At 38.7% G+C, this 19,317-nt stretch carries 18 protein-coding genes; 11 read left to right on the plus strand and 7 right to left on the minus strand.

The genetic code is table 11. The annotated features are described in order from the left end of the window. Positions 1-54: 54 nt before the first annotated feature. Entirely contained in the window at positions 55-1,023 is a 969-nt protein-coding gene (locus OE105_RS02180; protein WP_275421088.1) for a BTAD domain-containing putative transcriptional regulator, read from the minus strand. Further along, positions 983-3,289 carry a winged helix-turn-helix domain-containing protein gene (locus OE105_RS02185; RefSeq protein WP_275421089.1) on the minus strand — a complete coding sequence of 769 codons (2,307 nt, stop codon included), beginning with the start codon at positions 3,287-3,289 and terminating at the stop codon, positions 983-985. Before OE105_RS02185 ends, OE105_RS02180 begins: the two co-directional genes overlap by 41 nt. Before the next feature lie 240 nt (positions 3,290-3,529). Here OE105_RS02185 and OE105_RS02190 point away from each other — a divergent pair, with 240 nt between their 5' ends. From OE105_RS02190 to OE105_RS02235, 10 genes are all read left to right on the plus strand, one after another. Next, a complete protein-coding gene (locus OE105_RS02190; RefSeq protein ID WP_275421091.1) occupies positions 3,530-4,687 on the plus strand; it encodes a substrate-binding domain-containing protein in 1,158 nt (385 codons plus the stop codon). Positions 4,688-4,722: 35 nt separating this feature from the next. Then, the gene (locus tag OE105_RS02195) at positions 4,723-5,490 is read left to right on the plus strand and encodes an ABC transporter ATP-binding protein (RefSeq protein ID WP_275421092.1); all 768 of its coding nucleotides are present in this window, start codon (positions 4,723-4,725) and stop codon (positions 5,488-5,490) included. Next, positions 5,474-6,181 carry an ABC transporter ATP-binding protein gene (locus OE105_RS02200; protein ID WP_275421093.1) on the plus strand — a complete coding sequence of 236 codons (708 nt, stop codon included), beginning with the start codon at positions 5,474-5,476 and terminating at the stop codon, positions 6,179-6,181. Before OE105_RS02195 ends, OE105_RS02200 begins: the two co-directional genes overlap by 17 nt. Positions 6,182-6,274: 93 nt before the next feature. After that, entirely contained in the window at positions 6,275-7,135 is an 861-nt protein-coding gene (locus tag OE105_RS02205) for a branched-chain amino acid ABC transporter permease (RefSeq protein ID WP_275421094.1), read from the plus strand. 4 nt (positions 7,136-7,139) lie between these two features. Continuing rightward, positions 7,140-8,132, plus strand: coding sequence for a branched-chain amino acid ABC transporter permease (locus tag OE105_RS02210; RefSeq protein ID WP_275421095.1), 993 nt, complete (start codon positions 7,140-7,142; stop codon positions 8,130-8,132). A 67-nt stretch (positions 8,133-8,199) separates the two neighbouring features. Further along, the gene (locus OE105_RS02215) at positions 8,200-9,210 is read left to right on the plus strand and encodes a 3-oxoacyl-ACP synthase (protein WP_275421096.1); all 1,011 of its coding nucleotides are present in this window, start codon (positions 8,200-8,202) and stop codon (positions 9,208-9,210) included. A 67-nt stretch (positions 9,211-9,277) separates the two neighbouring features. Further along, the gene (gene phaZ, locus OE105_RS02220) at positions 9,278-10,168 is read left to right on the plus strand and encodes an intracellular short-chain-length polyhydroxyalkanoate depolymerase (protein ID WP_275421097.1); all 891 of its coding nucleotides are present in this window, start codon (positions 9,278-9,280) and stop codon (positions 10,166-10,168) included. A 26-nt stretch (positions 10,169-10,194) separates the two neighbouring features. Further along, the gene (gene fabG, locus OE105_RS02225) at positions 10,195-10,938 is read left to right on the plus strand and encodes a 3-oxoacyl-ACP reductase FabG (protein ID WP_275422070.1); all 744 of its coding nucleotides are present in this window, start codon (positions 10,195-10,197) and stop codon (positions 10,936-10,938) included. 231 nt (positions 10,939-11,169) lie between these two features. Next, entirely contained in the window at positions 11,170-12,654 is a 1,485-nt protein-coding gene (locus tag OE105_RS02230) for a class I adenylate-forming enzyme family protein (protein WP_275421098.1), read from the plus strand. A 142-nt stretch (positions 12,655-12,796) separates the two neighbouring features. After that, on the plus strand, positions 12,797-13,621 hold the full coding sequence (locus tag OE105_RS02235) for an aldo/keto reductase (protein ID WP_275421099.1): 825 nt from the start codon (positions 12,797-12,799) through the stop codon (positions 13,619-13,621). Positions 13,622-13,748: 127 nt separating this feature from the next. Here OE105_RS02235 and OE105_RS02240 read toward each other — a convergent pair whose 3' ends face one another. From OE105_RS02240 to OE105_RS02255, 4 genes are all read right to left on the minus strand, one after another. Continuing rightward, the gene (locus OE105_RS02240) at positions 13,749-14,636 is read right to left on the minus strand and encodes an RluA family pseudouridine synthase (protein WP_275421100.1); all 888 of its coding nucleotides are present in this window, start codon (positions 14,634-14,636) and stop codon (positions 13,749-13,751) included. 133 nt (positions 14,637-14,769) lie between these two features. Further along, the gene (locus OE105_RS02245; protein WP_275421101.1) at positions 14,770-15,243 is read right to left on the minus strand and encodes a thioredoxin family protein; all 474 of its coding nucleotides are present in this window, start codon (positions 15,241-15,243) and stop codon (positions 14,770-14,772) included. Further along, on the minus strand, positions 15,240-15,680 hold the full coding sequence (locus tag OE105_RS02250; RefSeq protein ID WP_420842560.1) for a disulfide oxidoreductase: 441 nt from the start codon (positions 15,678-15,680) through the stop codon (positions 15,240-15,242). Before OE105_RS02250 ends, OE105_RS02245 begins: the two co-directional genes overlap by 4 nt. 210 nt (positions 15,681-15,890) lie before the next feature. Beyond that, positions 15,891-16,139: a YhdB family protein gene (locus OE105_RS02255; RefSeq protein ID WP_275421102.1), complete on the minus strand. Its 249-nt coding sequence runs from the start codon at positions 16,137-16,139 to the stop codon at positions 15,891-15,893. Between the two features lie 41 nt (positions 16,140-16,180). Here OE105_RS02255 and OE105_RS02260 point away from each other — a divergent pair, with 41 nt between their 5' ends. Further along, positions 16,181-17,260: a M14 family zinc carboxypeptidase gene (locus OE105_RS02260; RefSeq protein ID WP_275421103.1), complete on the plus strand. Its 1,080-nt coding sequence runs from the start codon at positions 16,181-16,183 to the stop codon at positions 17,258-17,260. A gap of 354 nt (positions 17,261-17,614) precedes the next feature. Here the strand turns inward: OE105_RS02260 and OE105_RS02265 are convergent, their stop codons facing one another. Continuing rightward, positions 17,615-19,126, minus strand: coding sequence for a glycine betaine uptake BCCT transporter (locus OE105_RS02265; RefSeq protein ID WP_275421104.1), 1,512 nt, complete (start codon positions 19,124-19,126; stop codon positions 17,615-17,617). Between the last annotated feature and the right edge of the window lie 191 nt (positions 19,127-19,317).

Genomic DNA, 19,317 nt, shown 5'->3' on the forward strand with positions numbered 1-19,317 from the left:
TTCGAATTTTTCAAAGTTTATAAGTGATAAAAAATATGGAAATAAATTTATCGTTCATAGATGAATATCTTCCGCATCCAAAATCATTTCATACATTTGAACGGTAGATTCCATCGGTTCCAAACCGTATTCTTCACTTAAAATTTTTGATAGTTTTTTGTAATAATTGATTGCTAACGGTCGGTTGTTTTTTTGATAATGACAATACATTAGTAATCGGTATGCCTCTTCCCATGTTTTATCAATTGTTAAAATCCGTTCACACCAGTCGATTGCCTGATCCGTTTCATTGGTTTGTACATATAGCTGGGCTAGTTTTTCCGCTCCTCGAAGGAAAAGGTTTTGGAAATGTTCTTTGAATGTACTAAAGCTGGCATTCGATTGGATATCTGCTAAAAATGATCCCTTATACAATTCCAATCCTTTTAAAAGAAGGGGAATTGCTTTTTCTGGAGACTTTTCCCGTAATCCACTATAAATCCATTGTTCAAATTGCTCAAAGTCGATTTCGATAACGGCCTTTGGATTCATTCGATATTGATTTTGAGCACGGTGTATATAAAAGGAATTTGATCGCGCCTTTCTTTTCGGCTCTAACGTTTTATTTAATGCGTTAAGAATCACTTTAAATTCGTTATCGATGTTATTTACGCTCGCATGGGGCCACAATTGTTCATAAATTTCCTCTTTACTCCACCAGCGATTTTTATGAACGAGTAAAAAGATAAATAGTTCCTTCGCTTTCATCCGTTGCCATTCTTTGTCCGAAATTTGTCGGTTTCCTAAAAATAATTGAAAAGTCCCGAACGTGTTGACCTTAAGGGTATATCCAGGATGGGAATCGAGCTTTTCATATCCGAATTGTTGCAACAAGTGGTGGATATAACTTGTTTGTATACCGAGTTCCTTTCCCTTCAAAAATAGTGGTATGTAATTTTGTAAATCCCTTGGACCGTAAATCGTCTTTTGGAAAAATATAAAGTCATAATTGCCTAGTTGAATTTCTCGAAATAGGGATTCCATTGATTGTCGAAAGGATTCCCAGTTTTCCTCTTGAAAATAATAAAAAGAAAACCAGAGTTGGGTAAGCATAAAACCGTATGGATCGTGATTGTTGAAAATATTGTTCCGCTTGGTGTAGGTACGTTTTCCCTTCGGACATGTGTTGATTCATGAACGCAGATATACCAAGCGACAAATAAATAAACGAAGAAAGCCAAAAATCATTTACCTTTTCCGTTTCATATAAGGCGAGTTTCCCCATTTCCTGTGAGCGTTCAAATTCATTATTTTTACCGTATAGCAAACAAAGCCCCATGTACGGCTCCGCTTTTCCCCTCGGAACATGGATTTTTTCCATCAATTCTAATGAGGTGAAGTAGCATTGTTCTGCAGATTGGAAATATGTGCGATCCAATAGTTGGTTGGCATGTCCTAGTCTCATCCACCCGACAGCTTCTACAAAGGTGTTCTTTAACTTCTTCCCTTGTTCAATCCCTCTTTCGGATAAGGTTTTAGCAGCGTCTATATTACCGAGACAAGCTTCGATATAGGATAATAGAACTTCCGTTTCCCGATGGGTTTGAGGAAGGTGAAGTTGCTTTTCGATTAATCGTTCGTATAAAATTTTTTGAGCTTTTTTCAATCTTCCTGTCCGTAAATAGATTCTCGCATCCAAGTTGTTTTTTTGTAGATCATCCAAGGGGAAAGTGCCGTTTCGTATGAATTTTTCCGCCCTTTTTACCTGACCGCTATTGACGAGATTTTCAATGATATGGCCATATAATTTTTGGACCGCCGGATGCTGTTTTCCTAAATGTTTTTCTTTAATTTGGATCGCTTCGGATAAATACCTCTCTGCTATACCTGGTTGAATCGTATCGATGTAAATAGTTGCAATTCCTTCAATCGAGTTTCCGGCAAGTTCCCAATCCTTTTCGATATCAATTAATTCGAGTGCATGTTGATAGCTTTTTTTTGCTTTTTCATAAAAGGAGAGATATCGTTGAACTTCTCCTTCATGGAACCAAAGGGCAGGATAGCGATTCTTTATGTCTTTTGGAATTCGTTTTAGTCGTTCGGCTAAATATTCCAGTTTCCCATTGTTTAATAAGTCCGGTGCCCGCTTTTCTAACAAACTTGCGATGGCATGTACATCATCGATTTTTTCATAATGGAAAATCCCCTGTTCCCACAACTGTTTTTCTTTATAATATTGGGCACTTTTCATATGAATTTCCTTAAATAAGGCCACGTTTTCCCGTTTTAATTTTCTTTCCATAGCCGCTTTAAAAAGGGAATGAAATCGGTATTGATCCGTTTCATTTAATTGGTAAATAAAAGCGTTCTGTTCAGTCAGCTGTTCTAAAATTGCCTGGGATCCTTGGATAGCAAAGATTTTATCGCAAAGTTCAGGAGTGATTTCTTCTAATAGTGCGGCCTTTTTAATAAAGTCTTGGATGATAATGGATTGTTTTGACAACACTTCTTCGGCGAGATAGTCGAACAAATCGTTCATTGAAGCATGATGGCCGTGTAAAATAGAAGATATATCCGCTCCTTTTTTCAATTGTTCAGCGATCATACTAAGGGCGATCATCCATCCTTCAGTTAAAGTGTAAATGGCAGAAATCTCTTCTTCTTTCAGAGGAAGATTGTAAAATTCCCAGAAGAGTATTTCCGTCTCTTCTTGGCTAACTTGAAACTGTTTTTCATGAATTTCTAGCATTTTTCCCGTTACTTTCCACTTTGTCATAAAGCCCCATTTTGGTTTTATACGGCTAGAAATAACGATATGGACATTCTTTGGCAAGTGTTCAATCACTGTTCCCATCCACTGATTGATTGGAAAAGAATGATCGACTAAATGATAATCGTCAAAAATGATAATCATCGGGTCTTGTATTTTTCCTAATTCTTTAATAAATAAAGCGCTTAATATTTGCAGTTCCGGATCGCGGAGATATCCATCGATCGATTGGATATATGCTAGCAGTTCATTTCCAAATGATTGGTAACGCTTTCTTATCGCAAAAACAGCATAGGTGATAAACGGAACAATATCGTCGTCATGATCAGTAATCGTATACCAGCAAACATTTAAATGAAAATCATGGGTAAAAAGACTTAACGAACTACTTTTTCCGTAGCCGGCACCGGAATGGAGGACGGTCAATGGGTACTCGGTGATCGCATGCAGTTGTTTCATTAATGCCGGTCTTCGAATCCAATTCTTTTTTATCATTGGCGGTGTTAATTTCGTATCGATGATCGGCACAGGTACCCGCAATCTTATCCCCCCCTTAAATATTTAAAATCTTATAAAATATTATAGTCTTTTCAAAAGAAAATGAACAGGGAGAGAAATCGATTCTTCCTTTTGGTTCATGTTTTTGATGATGTAACTCTTTTGTAACCGGTACCAATTACTATACATTTACGGAGGAATTCCGAAAATCAATGAAGGGGGATAAAATATGAGGTTTGGAAAAAAATTTTCACGGTCTTTTTCCTTATTCTTTCAGTTGCCATGATTTTGGTTGCATGTAATTCGAATGAGGAATCGTCGGGTTCGAATGATGAAACGATTAAAATCGGGGTTTTAGCATCATTAACGGGTGTGTTGGAATCTTACGGAAAACAGACCCAACAAGGGTTTGAAATCGGAATTGATTACGCAACGGACGGAACAAGAGAAGTAGCAGGTAAAAAAATAGAAATCATTTATAAAGATACGGAAACAAAACCAGAAGTGGCCGTTCAAAAGGCGACGGAACTTTTGGAAGAAGAAGAGGTAGAATTCCTTGTCGGTTCTTCCAGTTCCGGTGATACGTTGGCGGTGCTTCCATTAGCAGAAGAGTATGAAAAAATTATGGTCGTTGAGCCCGCGGTAGCGGATAGTATAACAGGATCGGAGTTCAATCGATATATTTTTCGTACCGGACGGAACTCTTCTCAAGATGCGATTGCTGGGGCTACGGCCATTGCAGCACCAGGTGTGAAAATTGCCACTTTAGCACCGGATTATTCCTTCGGTCGGGACGGGGTAGCAGCTTTTAAAAAAGTTGCTGAAGAATTAGGGGCAGAAATTGTCCTGGAAGAATATGCAGATCCAGAAGCGACGGATTTCACATCGAATATTCAAAAGATTATCGATGCAAAACCTGATTATTTGTTTATTATTTGGTCCGGCGCCAATTCACCTTGGACACAAATCGCCGATATGAAAGTTCAAGAACAAGGTATTAAAATTTCCACGGGGGCACCGGATATTGCAGCCTTATCGATTATGGAACCGTTAGTTGGGATGGAAGGTTTCTCAGTCTATTATTATGAACTTCCAGATAACGAAGTAAACGATTATTTAGTCGAGGAGCATAAAAAACGATATGACGGAGCCGTACCTGATTTATTTACCGCTGGTGGGATGAGTGCGGCCATAGCCATCGTCGAAGCATTGAAAAAGACGAATGGTGATACAGATGTAGAAAAGCTCATTGAAACGATGGAAGGGATGAGTTTTGAAACGCCGAAAGGAACGATGACCTTTAGAGAAGAAGATCATCAGGCGCTTCAAACGTTATATGCGATTCGTCTAGAAAAAAGAGAAGGTGTACCCTATCCGGTTCCAGTTCTAATTCGTGAAATGTCACCGGAAGAAACTGCGCCACCTATTATGAATCAGTAATTGGGGGGGACTGTCCCCAAGGGAGGTGATGGAAGGTGGAGCCGATTTTAGAAACAAAAAACTTAACCGTTCAGTTCGGTAGCCATATAGCGGTGAATAATGTGAATTTTATGGTTTATGAAAAGCAATTTAAATCGATTATCGGACCGAATGGGGCAGGAAAGACGACGCTATTTAATTTATTAGGAGGGCAGTTAAAGGCCACTAGCGGAAAAATCTACTTTCGTAAGGAAGATATTACTTCCCTCTCGAGTGTGAAAAGAACGCGAAAAGGAATCGGCCGGTCCTTTCAAATGACGAATGTCTTTCCGAATTTAACGGTTTTTGAAAATGTACGTTTAGCAGTTCAATCCCGGATGAATATCCGTTATCCATTTTTTAAACATTTTTCCCATTATACGGAAGTCAATGAAAAGACGTATGAAATTTTAGAACTCGTTTTACTGAAAGAAAAGCAGTCGGTTTTAGCCAAGCAACTGTCCCATGGAGAGCAAAGGAAATTAGAAATCGCTATGCTACTTGCTTTAGATACAGAAGTACTATTGTTAGATGAACCGACGGCAGGTATGTCCATGGAAGAAGTTCCTGCCATTCTTTCCGTCATCCAAAATGTAAAAAAGGAAGGAAATCGGACGATCGTGCTAATTGAACATAAAATGGATTTAATTATGAATTTATCGGACGCGGTAACAGTTTTGTTTAATGGACAGTTTCTTGCCGATGGAACACCGGAAGAAATTATGGAAAATGAGACGGTACAAAACGCTTATTTAGGAGGATTGTACAATGGAAGTCCTTCTTAAAACGGAAAATTTGGAGACCTTTATCGGACAATATCATATTTTACAAGGTGTAACCTTCGAAGCGATCAGAGGGGAAGTAACGGTATTACTCGGAAGAAACGGAGCGGGGAAAACAACCACTTTACGGACGATTCTAGGCCTCAGTCCACCGTCAAGGGGAAAAGTTTTTTTCAAACAAAAGGAAATCCAGGAGTTGCCCACGTATAAAACAGCGAACTTAGGAATCGGTTATGTTCCTGAAGATCAGGGAATCTTTCCTTATTTAACGGTGGAGGAACATTTTAAAATTGCAACGAAAGGAAAGGGGGACAAAGTTAACGAAAGAATTGAGACCACATTGGCTCTCTTTCCAGATTTAAAACAATTTTGGCGGAAACAGGCAGGGGTTTTAAGTGGAGGACAAAAACAAATGTTAGCCATCGCCCGAGCCTATATTAACTACAATGAACTTCTGATGATTGACGAACCGAGTAAAGGGCTAGCACCGATCGTCGTGGAAAAGGTGATGGAAACGTTGGAACGGATGAAAGGGGAAACGACCATTATTTTAGTTGAGCAAAATTACTTAATGGCTGAATATCTCGGCGATCGTTTCTATATTATCGATGACGGAAAAACGGTGTTGTCAGGGGAAATGAAGGAACTTAAGGAACATGAGGAATGGAGGAAAAAATATTTAGGAATTTCATAAAAACGATCGATGAAACCCAGCTAATAAATATGTGAATTCTTTATATTCAGTTGATGGGGGAAATAAACGTGTGACAAACAAGGAGGGGAATCGATGGAACAAATCGTCAATTTGCTTATCAACGGTTTGGCTACGGGAATGTTAATTTTTCTCCTCGCTGCCGGGCTAACTTTAATTTTTGGATTAATGGATGTATTAAATTTTGCCCACGGTGGGTTTTTCGCATGGGGCGCCTATAGTGGAATTTGGTTTTACGGTGTAACAGGTCAATATGTACTCGCCATTTTATTTGCGATGTTCGTCGGGTTGGTCCTCGGTGCTTTGACTGAAAAATTGATTATAAAACCAGTTTATGGAAATCATATTCAGCAAATTTTAATAACATTAGGTTTTATGCTTGTTCTTTCCGAATTGTTAAAAGTAATTTGGGGTCCTAATCAATTGCCGGCCCATGCCCCGGAATGGTTATCTGGGAGTTGGTTAATTGGTGACATCATTATTATAAAATATCGAGTATTTATCATCGTTGTTGGTCTCATCGCCTTTTTTACCATCCATTTTATTTTAAAAAAGACCCGGATCGGTTTAATTGTTCGCGCAGGGGTGATGAACAAGGAAATGGTGGAAGCGATGGGCATTCATATTCAAAAAATATTTATGCTCGTTTTTATGGTAGGGGCGTCACTGGCTGCATTAAGCGGATTATTGTTAGCTCCTTATTCAGGGGTCATATATGCTGAAATGGGTATGGATTTTGCGATCCTCGCATTTATCGTTGTTGTCATTGGAGGTATGGGGAGTTTTACCGGTTCTTTACTTGCCGCGATTTTAGTCGGCTTGAGCGGTTCATTTATGGCCTATTATGTTTCAGAATTGTCGATTGCTGTCAATATGTTATTGATGATTCTCGTTTTAATTTTCAGACCACAAGGGCTCTTTTACGGAAAGGGGTGATTAGATGGGAATGTTGAACAATCGGATGAATTTATTTGTCATCATCGTCGGTCTACTGTTGTTCCTCTTGCCCTTTATTTATGAGTCGAGAACTTTATTAATTTTGTTAACACAAATTTTTATATTTGCCATTTTCGCCATGAGCTATGATCTTCTTTTAGGATATACGGGGATTGTTTCCTTCGGTCATGCAATGTTTTTTGGAATCGGTGCTTACAGTACAGGGATTATTTTACATCGGATGGAATCAACCATATTTACTGTACTGCTCTCCCTTCTTGTGGGCATTTTATTATCTTTAGTGATCAGCATCCTTGTCGGCTTTTTAACTTTACGATTGAAAAGTCATTTCTTTGCGATGTTAACTTTGGCCTTCGCCAGTTTGTTTCTCGTTGTAGCGGAAAAATGGCGTACGTTAACCTATGGAAATGACGGCTTTACTTTTCCTTTACCAGAATTCCTTCGTGATCGAACGTATTTTTATCTCGTTAGCTTAACATTTATGATCGCGATTTATTTTCTATTGAAAAGATTTACCGAATCGCCCTTTGGGAAAGTGCTCGTTGCCATTCGGGAAAATGAAAGACGGGTAGAATCCCTCGGTTTTCATCCGTTGTACTATAAAGTCATTGCAAGCGTCGTTGCTGGTACAACAGCATCCATCAGCGGCTCATTATATGTCCTTTCTCTCCGTTTTGTCAATACGAGTGTGTTTACAATGGAGATGACTTTAGATGCGTTACTCATGACGATCATCGGTGGAGTTGGAACATTGATTGGACCAATCATTGGTAGTGGTTTAATCGAATTTGCTCACCACCTATTAACCGATTTAGCATCCATTTCTCCAATTTTTGAACGTTGGATTATCTTCTTTGGAATTCTTTATATTTTAACAGTCATCTTTTTCCCATTAGGTATTGTAGGGACGATTCGCAATCGGATTAGTGGAAAAGGAAAAAAGGAAAAATATGCGAAAAAAACAGTAGCTGGGTAAAGGTTTAATGTAATCTCACCAAGACAAAAGTAGACTGTCTACACGGAGATTTCGGAGGTGGTATTTAATGGATATCGGAATCGTCAGCAAAGGAATCTACCTCCCGCAGGATTATATAACGGGGGAAGAAATTGGTAAGTTAGCGGGGATTCCAAAGGATATTGTTGAGGGTAAAATGGGGATTCGAAAAAAAACGATTCCTGGAGAACATGACCATACGTGTCAAATGGGCATTTATGCGGCAATGGAAGCAATTAAACGAGCATCGATCGATCCAAAGGAAATCGATTTGGTCATTTACATTGGGGAAGAACATAAAGAATATCCACTATGGACTGCCGGTATTAAGCTTCAAGAGGAGATTGGAGCAAATCACGCATGGGCTTTCGATGTGGCGTTACGATGTGGAACGACGATTATGGCATTAAAAGTTGCTAAAAGTTTAATGCTTGCTGATCCATCGATTCAAACCGTTCTTTTGGCCGGTGGATACCGGAATGGGGATTTTATCGATTACAATAACGCGAGAACCCGGTTTATGAATAACTTAGGAGCAGGAGGCGGTGCTCTTTTATTAAAGAAAGGGGTAAAACGAAATATCGTATTGGAATCATCCATAGTGACGGATGGTTCATTCTCTGAAGATGTAATCGTTACAGCAGGAGGAACAAAAAATCCGATTACGGTGGAAACTTTAGAACAAGGTTTGTACCGATTGGATGTACCTGATCCGGAGGGGATGAAACGAAGATTAGAACAAAGGTCGATGAACAACTTTTTAAAAGTGATTCGTGAGGCACTTTATAAAAGTGGATACAGTGAAAAAGATATCGACTATTTAGCCATTCTCCATATGAAACGTTCAGCCCATCAATATGTATTAAAACAGCTCGGATTGTCGGAAGAGCAGACGATTTACTTGGAGGATTACGGTCATATTGGTCAAATCGATCAGATTTTATCGTTAGAGTTAGCCGATCAAAAAGGCATGCTTAAAGATGGGAATATCGTCGTATTAGTAAGTGCAGGAATTGGATATGCTTGGGGGGCAACAGTCGTCCGTTGGGGAAATACGTAGTGAAGGAAAAATGTTTTTGGGAGCGATAAGAAACCATTCGTGAACGATGAACAAAGGGGGATTGTTTATGGATCAATTATTTAAAGTGGAGTTACCAAACGGGGAAACGATCACTTACCGAAAACGGGATGGTGGTGAAAAGCCCCTTCTTTTAATCCATGGCAATATGACATCATCGAAGCATTGGGATGTATTGATGGAAAAAGCAGATCCAAGCCTACATTTAATTGCTATCGATTTACGAGGATTTGGCGGTTCAAGTTATCATCGCCGGATTCAAAGTATTAAGGATTTTTCAGACGATGTAAAACTATTTGTCGATCAACTAGGTTTGAAACAATTTTCTTTAATGGGCTGGTCTACTGGAGGGGCAGTTGCCATGCAATTTGTTGCAGACTATCCGGGATATGTAGATCGGTTAATTCTCTTAGCATCTGCATCGACGAGGGGATATCCCTTTTTCCACACAAAGGAGGATGGAATGCCCGATTTCAGAAAGCGATTAAAGACGATTGAAGAAATTGAAGCAGACATTGGAAAAACAATTCCTGTCCAAACCGCCTATGATAAAAAGGATCGATTGTTCTTAAAATCGATGTGGAACAATGTGATTTATACGAAAAATCAACCGGATGAAAAGCGTTATGAACAATATATCGATGACATGTTGACACAGAGGAATTTGGCTGATGTATATCATGCGTTAAATATATTTAATATTAGTAATCAATCAAATGGTGTCACGATGGGTACGAACCAAGCAAAGGATATCGATGTCCCAGTTCTTGTATTACGCGGGGATCGGGATCTAGTAGTTACAAAAGAGATGACGGAGGAAATTATGGAGGATTTAGGAGAAAATGCAAAATTTGTGGAATTGGTCGATTGTGGACATTCGCCACTTATTGATGATTTGAACCAGCTTCTACGTCATGTGGAAACATTTTTACAAGTGTAACAAGGGTCAAAGGAAGGGGATCGATGATGAGATTAAAAGATAAAGTTGCCATTATTACCGGAGCAGCAGGAGGAATTGGCTTTGCATCAGTCAAACGATTTTTGCAAGAAGGAGCAAAGGTGGTTCTTGCAGATTTTGACAAAGAACAATTGGATTTGCGGGAAAGGGAACTGAATGAACAAGGCTTTAATAATTTTTTAACATCGGTTGTCGATGTTTCAGATCGAAAGAGTGTAGATTGGATGGTAAGGGAGACGGTGGAGGCCTTTGGGACCATCGATGTTTTGATCAATAATGCTGGCATAACTCGAGATGCGATGTTAACAAAAATGGAGCCGGTTGATTTTCAACGGGTGCTGGAAGTGAATGTAGCAGGTGTATTCAACTGCACGCAAGCGGTTATCGGACAAATGCTTGAAAAGGGGAGTGGAAAGATTATTAACACTTCTTCCGTTTCAGGTGTATACGGTAATATCGGACAGACGAATTATGCAGCATCGAAAGCAGCTGTGATAGGAATGACGAAAACATGGGCGAAGGAGCTAGGAAAAAAGGGCATCAATGTCAATAGTGTTGTTCCTGGGTTTACGGAGACGAATATGGTAACAACTGTGCCAGAAAAGGTGATTGAATCGATCAAAGGGATGATTCCCTTACGACGACTCGGTAAGCCGGAAGATATCGCAAATGCGTATTTATTTTTAGCTTCAAAGGAAGCGGACTATATTAATGGAGCGGTATTGCATGTGGATGGTGGGATTATGATGTAGTAAGATGCGCCTTCGTTCGATTTAGGAATCGCTATACTATTCACGTTAAAAAAATGGCTATTTCCCAAAATGCTCGTGGGTGATGCATTTCGGTTGTTCGAAGGTAGTGGGGAATGGCCATTTATAAACTACTTTTTCTAAAAAATAGGAGATTCGTTCTCATCCAAATTCCCTAGCTAATTTGTAAAGCAGTGAAAACGAAGGCAATTTGAAGGAAAGGAGAGACATTTAGTGGATTGGATCGAAAAGAGGGCGGAATTATCTCGGGAAAAAACCGCAATCATCGACATTCATTACGATCGAAAACTGTCCTATAAAGATTTAAATGTACAAGCAAATCGATGGGTGCAAATCTTCCTTTCTCACCGGATAAAAAAGGGAGACCGGGTGGCTGTTATCGCTTCGAATCGGGCGGAACTGTTTGAAATTATGTTTGCATGTGGTAAAATAGGGGCCATTTTTGTCCCGCTCAATTGGCGATTATCGGAAGAAGAACTAACATATATTATTACGGATTGTTCCCCCTCACTCATAATATTCCAAGAAAAATTTTATGAAAAAGCCAAAGCATTATCAGATGATCGTCTTCCGCTAATTTCTATTTCCAATCCCCCTTTGACTGAAGTGAAAACTGAACAAAAATGGGAAAATCATTATTTGGAAGAAGATCCTTGGATGATTATATATACAGGTGGAACGACTGGGCGACCAAAAGGCGTTGTTTTAAGTTATCGTGCGGTCATATGGAATGCAATAAATACAATCGTTAGTTGGGGATTGACAGAAGATGAGGTCACCTTAAATTATATGCCCCTATTTCATTCAGGTGGAATCAATGCTTTATCGATTCCGATATTGTTCAATGGCGGTACAGTAGTCATCGGTGATCAATTTCATCCTTCTGAAGCATTGCTTAATTTAAATAAATATCAATGTACAATCGCCCTTTTCGTTCCGACGATGTACCATATGATGCAACAAACGGAGGAATTTGAAAAGCTCGATTTTCCAAGTATGAAGGTATTTTTATCCGGTGGAGCACCGTGTCCATTTCCAATTTACGAAAAATTTGTGAAAAGGGGCTTGCCATTTCGTGAAGGATATGGATTGACGGAAGCCGGTCCGAACAATTTTTATATTCCTACGATGAAGGCAATGGAAAAATGGGGATCGGTAGGAAAACCGATGATGTTTAATGAAGTAAAAATCGTCGATGATCAGGGGAAAGAAGTTGCTGGAAGCGAAGTAGGGGAATTGTTAATACGAGGGAAGCACGTGTTTACTGAATATTGGAATAATCAACAAGCCACCGCAAAAACATTAGAAAATGGATGGTTGCATACAGGGGATTATGCTAGAAGAGATCAGGATGGATATTATTATATCGTAGGTCGAAAAAAAGATGTGATCATAACAGGGGGAGAAAATGTTTATCCATCGGAAATTGAACAATGGCTTTTACAACATGAAGCAATCGATGAAGCAACCGTCGTCGGAATCCCCGATGAGAAATGGGGAGAACGGATCGTCGCTTTTGTCAGTTTCAAAGGAGAAGAGCTTCAAAAGGATGAATTAAAAAAATATTGTGAAAAAAAACTGGCGAAATTTAAAGTTCCGAAAGAATTCGTTCCACTCGATCAATTACCTAAAACACCCGTCGGAAAAATTGATAAAAAGGCATTAATAAAATCCGTGACGAATGATTCGAAAACATAAAGGGGCAAATCGTAGCCCTTTTTTTATATACCAATTAATTAGGAAAACACTATATTCTTTTTTTCGATTAAATTCATTCCATCATATTGGTATTTTTCCAGAGATTCGTTAAAATGAAAACAAAAAGAAGGGTAGATGAATCATGGAAAAATCATTAAATGGGACGTTTCAGCTACATAACGGTGTGAAGATGCCATACTTCGGTTTAGGTGTTTACAAAGTGCAGGAAGGGGAAGAAGTCGTACAGGCGGTGAAAACGGCTTTAGAAACAGGTTATCGACTGATCGACACGGCTGAATTTTATCAAAATGAAGAGGGCGTTGGGCGTGCTATAAGGGAAAGCGGTGTTCCCCGAGAAGAAATTTTTATTACAACGAAAGTATGGAATAGTTCCCAAGGGTATGATTCCACATTAAAAGCATTCGAAGGGAGTTTAAAAAAATTAGGCCTAGAGTATATCGATCTTTATTTAATCCATTGGCCTGTTTCTGGTAAATACATGGATACGTGGCGCGCATTGGAACGCTTATATAAAGAAGGATTGGTTCGGGCCATTGGCGTAAGTAATTTTCATATTCAACATTTAGAGAATATAATGAATCATTTTGAGGAAAAACCCGTCGTCAATCAAGTGGAGCTCCATCCATATTTAACACAGGAAAAACTTCGTCGTTTTTGCCGAAATCATAATATTCACGTTGAATCGTGGTCACCATTGGCAAGGGGGCAAGTGGTTGATGATCCGGTAATCGGTGAAATTAGTAAAAAACATGGGAAAACACCTGCCCAAATTATTCTTCGTTGGCATGTTCAAAACGATTTAATCGTAATTCCGAAATCGAAAAGGCCATCTAGAATTAAGGAAAATGCCGATATATTTGATTTCCACTTGTCTGAGGAAGATATGAACAAAATCAATCGATTAAATAAAGATTATCGAACAGGATCCAATCCCGATGATTTTTAACATGCTCGTCGGATGAAAGAGATTGCTTGGATTGTTTTATATCATCGTTTCTTTGGAACCGAATTTTTTTAAATTGTAATGAAATGAATTCCCCCACCCGGTTTGTAAGGGAAAAAGGTGGGGGAGTTTATTTCAGTTGATCCATTCCATCTAAATAGGGAGCTTGTATGTGTATTTTTTTCAATGTGAATGGATGAATAAATTCTATTTGACTGGCATGTAGTGCATGTCGATCTAATACGTTTTTTCCTCCATATAAACGATCGCCAACAAGCGGATGACCGATATAGGATAGATGAACGCGGATTTGATGGGTTCTTCCCGTATCCAGATGGCACGCGATTTCTGTAATGTCTTTTTGAGAATCGTATCGGATGACAGAAAAATGGGTGATGGCTTCTTTTCCCGTCGAAGAAACTCGTCTTCTTGTCGGATGATGGCGATCCCTTCCGATTTTTGCTTTAATCGTTCCTTTCTTTCTTTTCATTTTACCGTGGACGAAAGCGACATAAGTACGGTGAATTTTTCGCTCTTCCAACATCCGATCAAGAATGACTTTGCTGATACTATGTTTAGCAAATAAAACGGTCCCAGAAGTATCTTGGTCGAGACGATGGATATGGCTTAATGATACATCCTTTTCCCGTTTTCTAATTGTATAGGCAACGGCGTTTATTAACGTATTCTCTTCTTGCGGATGATTCGGATGGGTTTTCATACCAGCCGGTTTATTAACGATTAATAAATGATCGTCTTCATATAAAATATCTACGTGAATCGGGAATGGGGACGGCTTTTGACATCGATCTTGCAAAAGGGGAAGGGTTAAACGATCTCCAACATGGATTTTTTGTGCAAAATCTCCAACCTTTCCATTGACAAGAATCGATTTTTCCGTTCGGAATTGGTGAATCATTTTTTTTGGAAGTTGCCAAAGGTTTGTAACGAGTTCTTCAATGGTCTTTTCGTCCCATTGTTTTTGAACGGTTATGTGAAAAGTATTATTGTTTGTCATTTTCTATTCCACCTGTGATTCGTTTCAATCGATCGTATGATTATGGGAAAACTGGCTTCATAAAACGGGAAGAGGATAAAGTTTATTCCCACTTTTTTAAGCCTTGAAAACAGCTGATTTAAATAATCGAAAATTATTTTTGAGTAACGAATTGTTCAAACCATACACGCAAATTTTCCTTTTCATCGTAGCCAACTTTACGGGCTACTTCCTTTCCCTGTTTGAAGTGAATAATGGTCGGTGTTCCTTCAATATTATAATCATCCCGACCTTCTTCAAATTCCAAAACGTTATATAATTTTACGTCGATACTAAGTTCTTTAGCTACGGAAACGACAATCGGTGTCATTTTCTTACACCAGGAGCAGGTTGGACTGTAAAAATAGACCGTTTCCGTTTCTCCTTCTTCCAGTTGGGATTTTAATTGGTCTGGTAAAATAATGTTTTGATAATTCGGATCATCCAATTGTTCAATCGTAGCTGGATTTAAGTCATCTTTCTGATAAGGATTATCTTTTAAAGCTTCCTTTGTTCCGTAATGATTTAAAATGGCGAGAATTGCAAAACCGAGAATAACAATGCTTAAAAAAATCCATAATTTCTTCAATGGTTGGTTCCTCCTTGATTCAATTTCCATAAATATATATTAATTCCAAAAATCATGCTAAAGGCGATGAGAGCGAGGAACGGAATTGTAATAAAGCCTGCCCAATCAATATATTGACCGGTACAAGGTATTATGCCACAAAAATCATGTTGATGAAGATCAGGCCATTTTTGAAGCAAATAATGGTATATGGAAATGGTTCCACCGATTCCAGATAAAAGGGAAGCGTATAAACTGATATTCCAGTCCTTTTTTACATAGGCGACACCGAGCATTAAGGCTAATGGATACATAAACAATCTTTGGAACCAACATAGTTCACACGGCTCAAAATGTTTGATTTCAGAAAAATATAAACTTCCAAAGGTGGCAATAACAGAGATCGCCCAACTGAAAAACAATAGATTGTCCCGTTTTTTGTCAGTAATTTCCTCCACCCCCCTTTCAAATGGCCAACGGACTAACTTGTATTTTATCATAAGTTTATAATAAATTTCCTCATAAATTCCAGGAAATACCGCATATTAACGATGTATATGTTTTTCCCCTTTTGTAGTCGTTCTGAGTAATTTTCAAAAATTTTATAAAATAAAAGAGACCGTGCATTTGCACAGTCCCTTTCCTTCCCGTTTCTTTCGTTCCGTCGGCTAAACGGAGTGGATGATTTGATCTTGCAGTGCGGCAGCAGACATATTTGCATGTTCCACGTAATCGAGCATCGACATTAAGCGGGATTTCACAATTTTATCATCCTGTTGAAAGTAGTAGGCATGTAAAAATTGTTCAATTTTTTTAGACAATAGGTCATCTCTTGTGCGAACCATTAAAACGAGCAAATTGTCCCATTGGGAATGAAACGTGTAATACAAAGCCCGATCATAATCAGCTTTTTTCATACCCCTCCTCCTTTATCAGGAGTTGCTAATAGTGTGTGTGGATGATGAATTTTTTTTCACTGAAAATGTTTACAGCCATAAAAATGCTTATCGTTTATTTTTACCAGTATATTAACCGAAAGATGGAACAGGATGATGAATGGATGAAAAAGAAGACCTATATTTTCATCATATGTTTATGTTTCCAATGGATTTTTGTTAAGGGTGTATTTGCCTTTCACGTCATTGGAGAAAATCCGTATGATTCCAATGCTTTGGAAAAGGATTTGATTGAATTAAAAAAGGAATATGGAAAGGTTGTTGAAATATCAAGTATCGGAAAAAGCCATTTCGGTAAAAACATTTGGTCCCTTCGCATTGGCAAGGGAAAAGAAGCTATTTTGTTTATTGGTGCACATCATGGAAGGGAATGGATTACGGCAAATCTTTTAATGGTCATGGCTGAAAGATATGCTTATGCTTATAAAGAACGCATCTGTTTTGGAAAATATAATCCAAACTTGTTGGATGAAATTTCTATCGTTTTCATCCCGATGGTAAATCCCGATGGTATTGATATTCAACAAGGGAGAATCCCAAAGGAAAACTATACCCATTATGTTCAAATGAATGGAGGGAGCAAGGATTTTTCTAGGTGGAAAGCCAATGGAGTAGGGATTGATTTAAATAGACAATATCCGGCAGGCTGGGAACAGATGAAGTCCCCTCCAAAACCTTCCTTTCAGTTTTATAAAGGAAGCCAACCATTACAAGCAAAAGAGGCAAGGGCGATCGTTCAATTTGTCAATCAATTGAAACCTCTAGCTACTGTGAGTTATCATTCATCCGGAAGAGAAATTTATTGGAAATATGGAAAAGGGGATTATTCCCTTGCCGTAAAGCTTGCCAATCTAACAGGTTACTCCCTTGCCGATCCTCCTGTTCATGCAGTTGGCGCAGGATTTACTGACTGGTTTATCCATGCGTATCAAAGACCCGGGTTTACTTTGGAAATTTGTAAACCGGTAAATAATCGACATCCACCAATCGAAGAACTGGTGGAAGAGTGGGAAAGGAATCGATATGTCGGTTTTCTTCTAGTCGATGAAATAAGGAAAAGAGGACACAAAACAAACAAATGATACAAGAGGCCTGGAAGATACAATTACCTCATTGACGAACGGTTTTTTTTCTTCATCGTTCAACTTTTGACCGGTCCTTCTACTTGTCTCTTGACGTTCGAAAACCGAATGTTTGAAGGTATAAATCACAGGAACTGGATGTTTTTTTATGAAGGGTAAAGATTCGGACCATATTCAGAAGATGGCCTTCTTTTTCATCGAAAGAAGGTGTGGTTTACTATATAAATTGTTTCTATCTCCTTTTTCAAATTTTAAAAATATATTTCGGTATAAAGGGGACTTTTTTGTTTCTTAAAAAGAAAGGGCGATTCAAAATATCAGGGGAACTGATTTTTTGAATCGTCCTTTTTCTCGTTAATTTTGTTTCGGTTTCGGTCGAAAATATAGACCTAATTCCCGTTTTTCTTGAGATAATGAACGGTACAAGGAAATCATCATGAGGACGATGACGATGGAAAAGGGAAAGGCAGCAATTATTAAAGCGTTTTGCAATGCTAAAAGTCCACCGCTATACAAAAGAATTAATGCCATCGTAGATTGGGCGATTCCCCACGTCAGTTTTACTCTGTTCGGAGGAGTTAAGGAACCGTACGTTGTTTGCATGCCGAGGACGAAAGTTGCCGAGTCTGCTGAAGTAATAAAGAACGTTAAAATTAAAGCGATGGCAACGATCGAAAGAAGGTTTGACCAAGGGAATTGATCGAATACGGCAAATAAAATTTGCTCTGTTGGAAATTCCGTTAAGTTTACAACACCAGATTTTTGTATTTCGATGGAAGATGTACCAAAAACAGTAAACCAAAGAAAGCTGACGATTGCAGGAAGAATTAAAACACCAGTTAAAAATTCTCGAATCGTTCTTCCTCGAGACACCCTGGCGATAAAAATACCGACAAAAGGTGACCAGGCGATCCACCAAGCCCAATAAAAAATCGTCCATCCGTTGATCCAATTCCGTTGTTCTTCCTTTAACGGAGCAATACGAAAACTCATTTGAACAATATTTTGTAAATAACCTCCGAGTGTTTCCGTAAACATATTTAAAATAAGAACCGTTGGACCGATGATGAACATGAGGAGTAGGAGAATCGTTGCCGAAATTAAATTAATATTGCTCAAATATTTAATTCCTTTACTGATTCCACTCCAAGCAGACATGATAAACAATACGGTAACAATGATGACGATGATAACTTGTACCGTAAAATTATTCGGTATGCCTGTTAAATAAGATAAACCGCCATTGATCTGAGCAGCACCGAAACCTAACGTCGTAGCGACACCGACAATCGTTGCAAAAACGGCTAAAACGTCAATTAGTGTTCCGATTTTTCCATTCACTTTCTCACCGATGATCGGTTTTAACGTTGCTGAAATCAATCCCGGTTCATCTTTGCGAAATTGGGAATAGGCCAACGACAAGGCTACAAGTGCGTAAATCGCCCATGCGTGAATCCCCCAATGGAAGAACGTATAACGCATTGCCTCCTTTTGGGCTGCAATCGTTTCCCCTTCAGCAATCGGAGGTGAGATGTAATGGGTAAGGGATTCGGCAGCACCCCAAAAGACGAGTCCGATTCCCATTCCAGCACTAAACAACATCGCAAACCATGTAGGTCTAGAAAAGGATGGTGTTTCATCCGGTTTTCCTAACTTTATGACACCGACAGGGCTGAAAATAAGAAATAAACAAAAAAGAAGTATGGCCGAAACGATTAATAAATAGTACCAACCGAAGTAATTAGTGATCACCGTTTGAATAACATTTGTTCCTTTCTCGAAGCTTTTCGGTGCAATCACTCCATACAGCAAAAATATTAAAATAATTCCTGTTACAATCCAAAATACGTTTGATATTTTCCTCATAAAGGCTCCTCTCTATAATTTAAGTTCAAGAAAGTGCTCGTCTTTTTTTAACAATTGAGAAAAAAGGACGAATACGGGGTAAAAGAAACAGACCTTACTATTATAATAAAAAAAAACGAGCCATCTCAAACGGGAGATCAATGGATATTTCAGTGATAAATCGGATCATTTGTCGTATAAGGGTCGAGTTT

This window comes from Fervidibacillus halotolerans, from assembly GCF_026547205.1.
In the GTDB taxonomy this organism is placed as follows: Bacteria; Bacillota; Bacilli; order Bacillales; family Caldibacillaceae; genus Fervidibacillus; species Fervidibacillus halotolerans.

Excerpts from the sequence above, each read along its gene's own strand:
- OE105_RS02215 (WP_275421096.1), top strand. The coding sequence starts at position 8,200 with ATGGATATCGGAATCGTCAGCAAAGGAATCTACCTCCCGCAGGATTAT.
- OE105_RS02255 (WP_275421102.1), bottom strand. The coding sequence starts at position 16,139 with ATGAAAAAAGCTGATTATGATCGGGCTTTGTATTACACGTTTCATTCC.
- OE105_RS02265 (WP_275421104.1), bottom strand. The coding sequence starts at position 19,126 with ATGAGGAAAATATCAAACGTATTTTGGATTGTAACAGGAATTATTTTA.
- OE105_RS02190 (WP_275421091.1), top strand. The coding sequence starts at position 3,530 with ATGATTTTGGTTGCATGTAATTCGAATGAGGAATCGTCGGGTTCGAAT.
- fabG (WP_275422070.1), top strand. The coding sequence starts at position 10,195 with ATGAGATTAAAAGATAAAGTTGCCATTATTACCGGAGCAGCAGGAGGA.
- OE105_RS02180 (WP_275421088.1), bottom strand. The coding sequence starts at position 1,023 with ATGGAATCCCTATTTCGAGAAATTCAACTAGGCAATTATGACTTTATA.
- OE105_RS02235 (WP_275421099.1), top strand. The coding sequence starts at position 12,797 with ATGGAAAAATCATTAAATGGGACGTTTCAGCTACATAACGGTGTGAAG.
- OE105_RS02200 (WP_275421093.1), top strand. The coding sequence starts at position 5,474 with ATGGAAGTCCTTCTTAAAACGGAAAATTTGGAGACCTTTATCGGACAA.
- OE105_RS02260 (WP_275421103.1), top strand. The coding sequence starts at position 16,181 with ATGATGAATTTTTTTTCACTGAAAATGTTTACAGCCATAAAAATGCTT.
- OE105_RS02210 (WP_275421095.1), top strand. The coding sequence starts at position 7,140 with ATGGGAATGTTGAACAATCGGATGAATTTATTTGTCATCATCGTCGGT.
- phaZ (WP_275421097.1), top strand. The coding sequence starts at position 9,278 with ATGGATCAATTATTTAAAGTGGAGTTACCAAACGGGGAAACGATCACT.
- OE105_RS02205 (WP_275421094.1), top strand. The coding sequence starts at position 6,275 with ATGGAACAAATCGTCAATTTGCTTATCAACGGTTTGGCTACGGGAATG.
- OE105_RS02240 (WP_275421100.1), bottom strand. The coding sequence starts at position 14,636 with ATGACAAACAATAATACTTTTCACATAACCGTTCAAAAACAATGGGAC.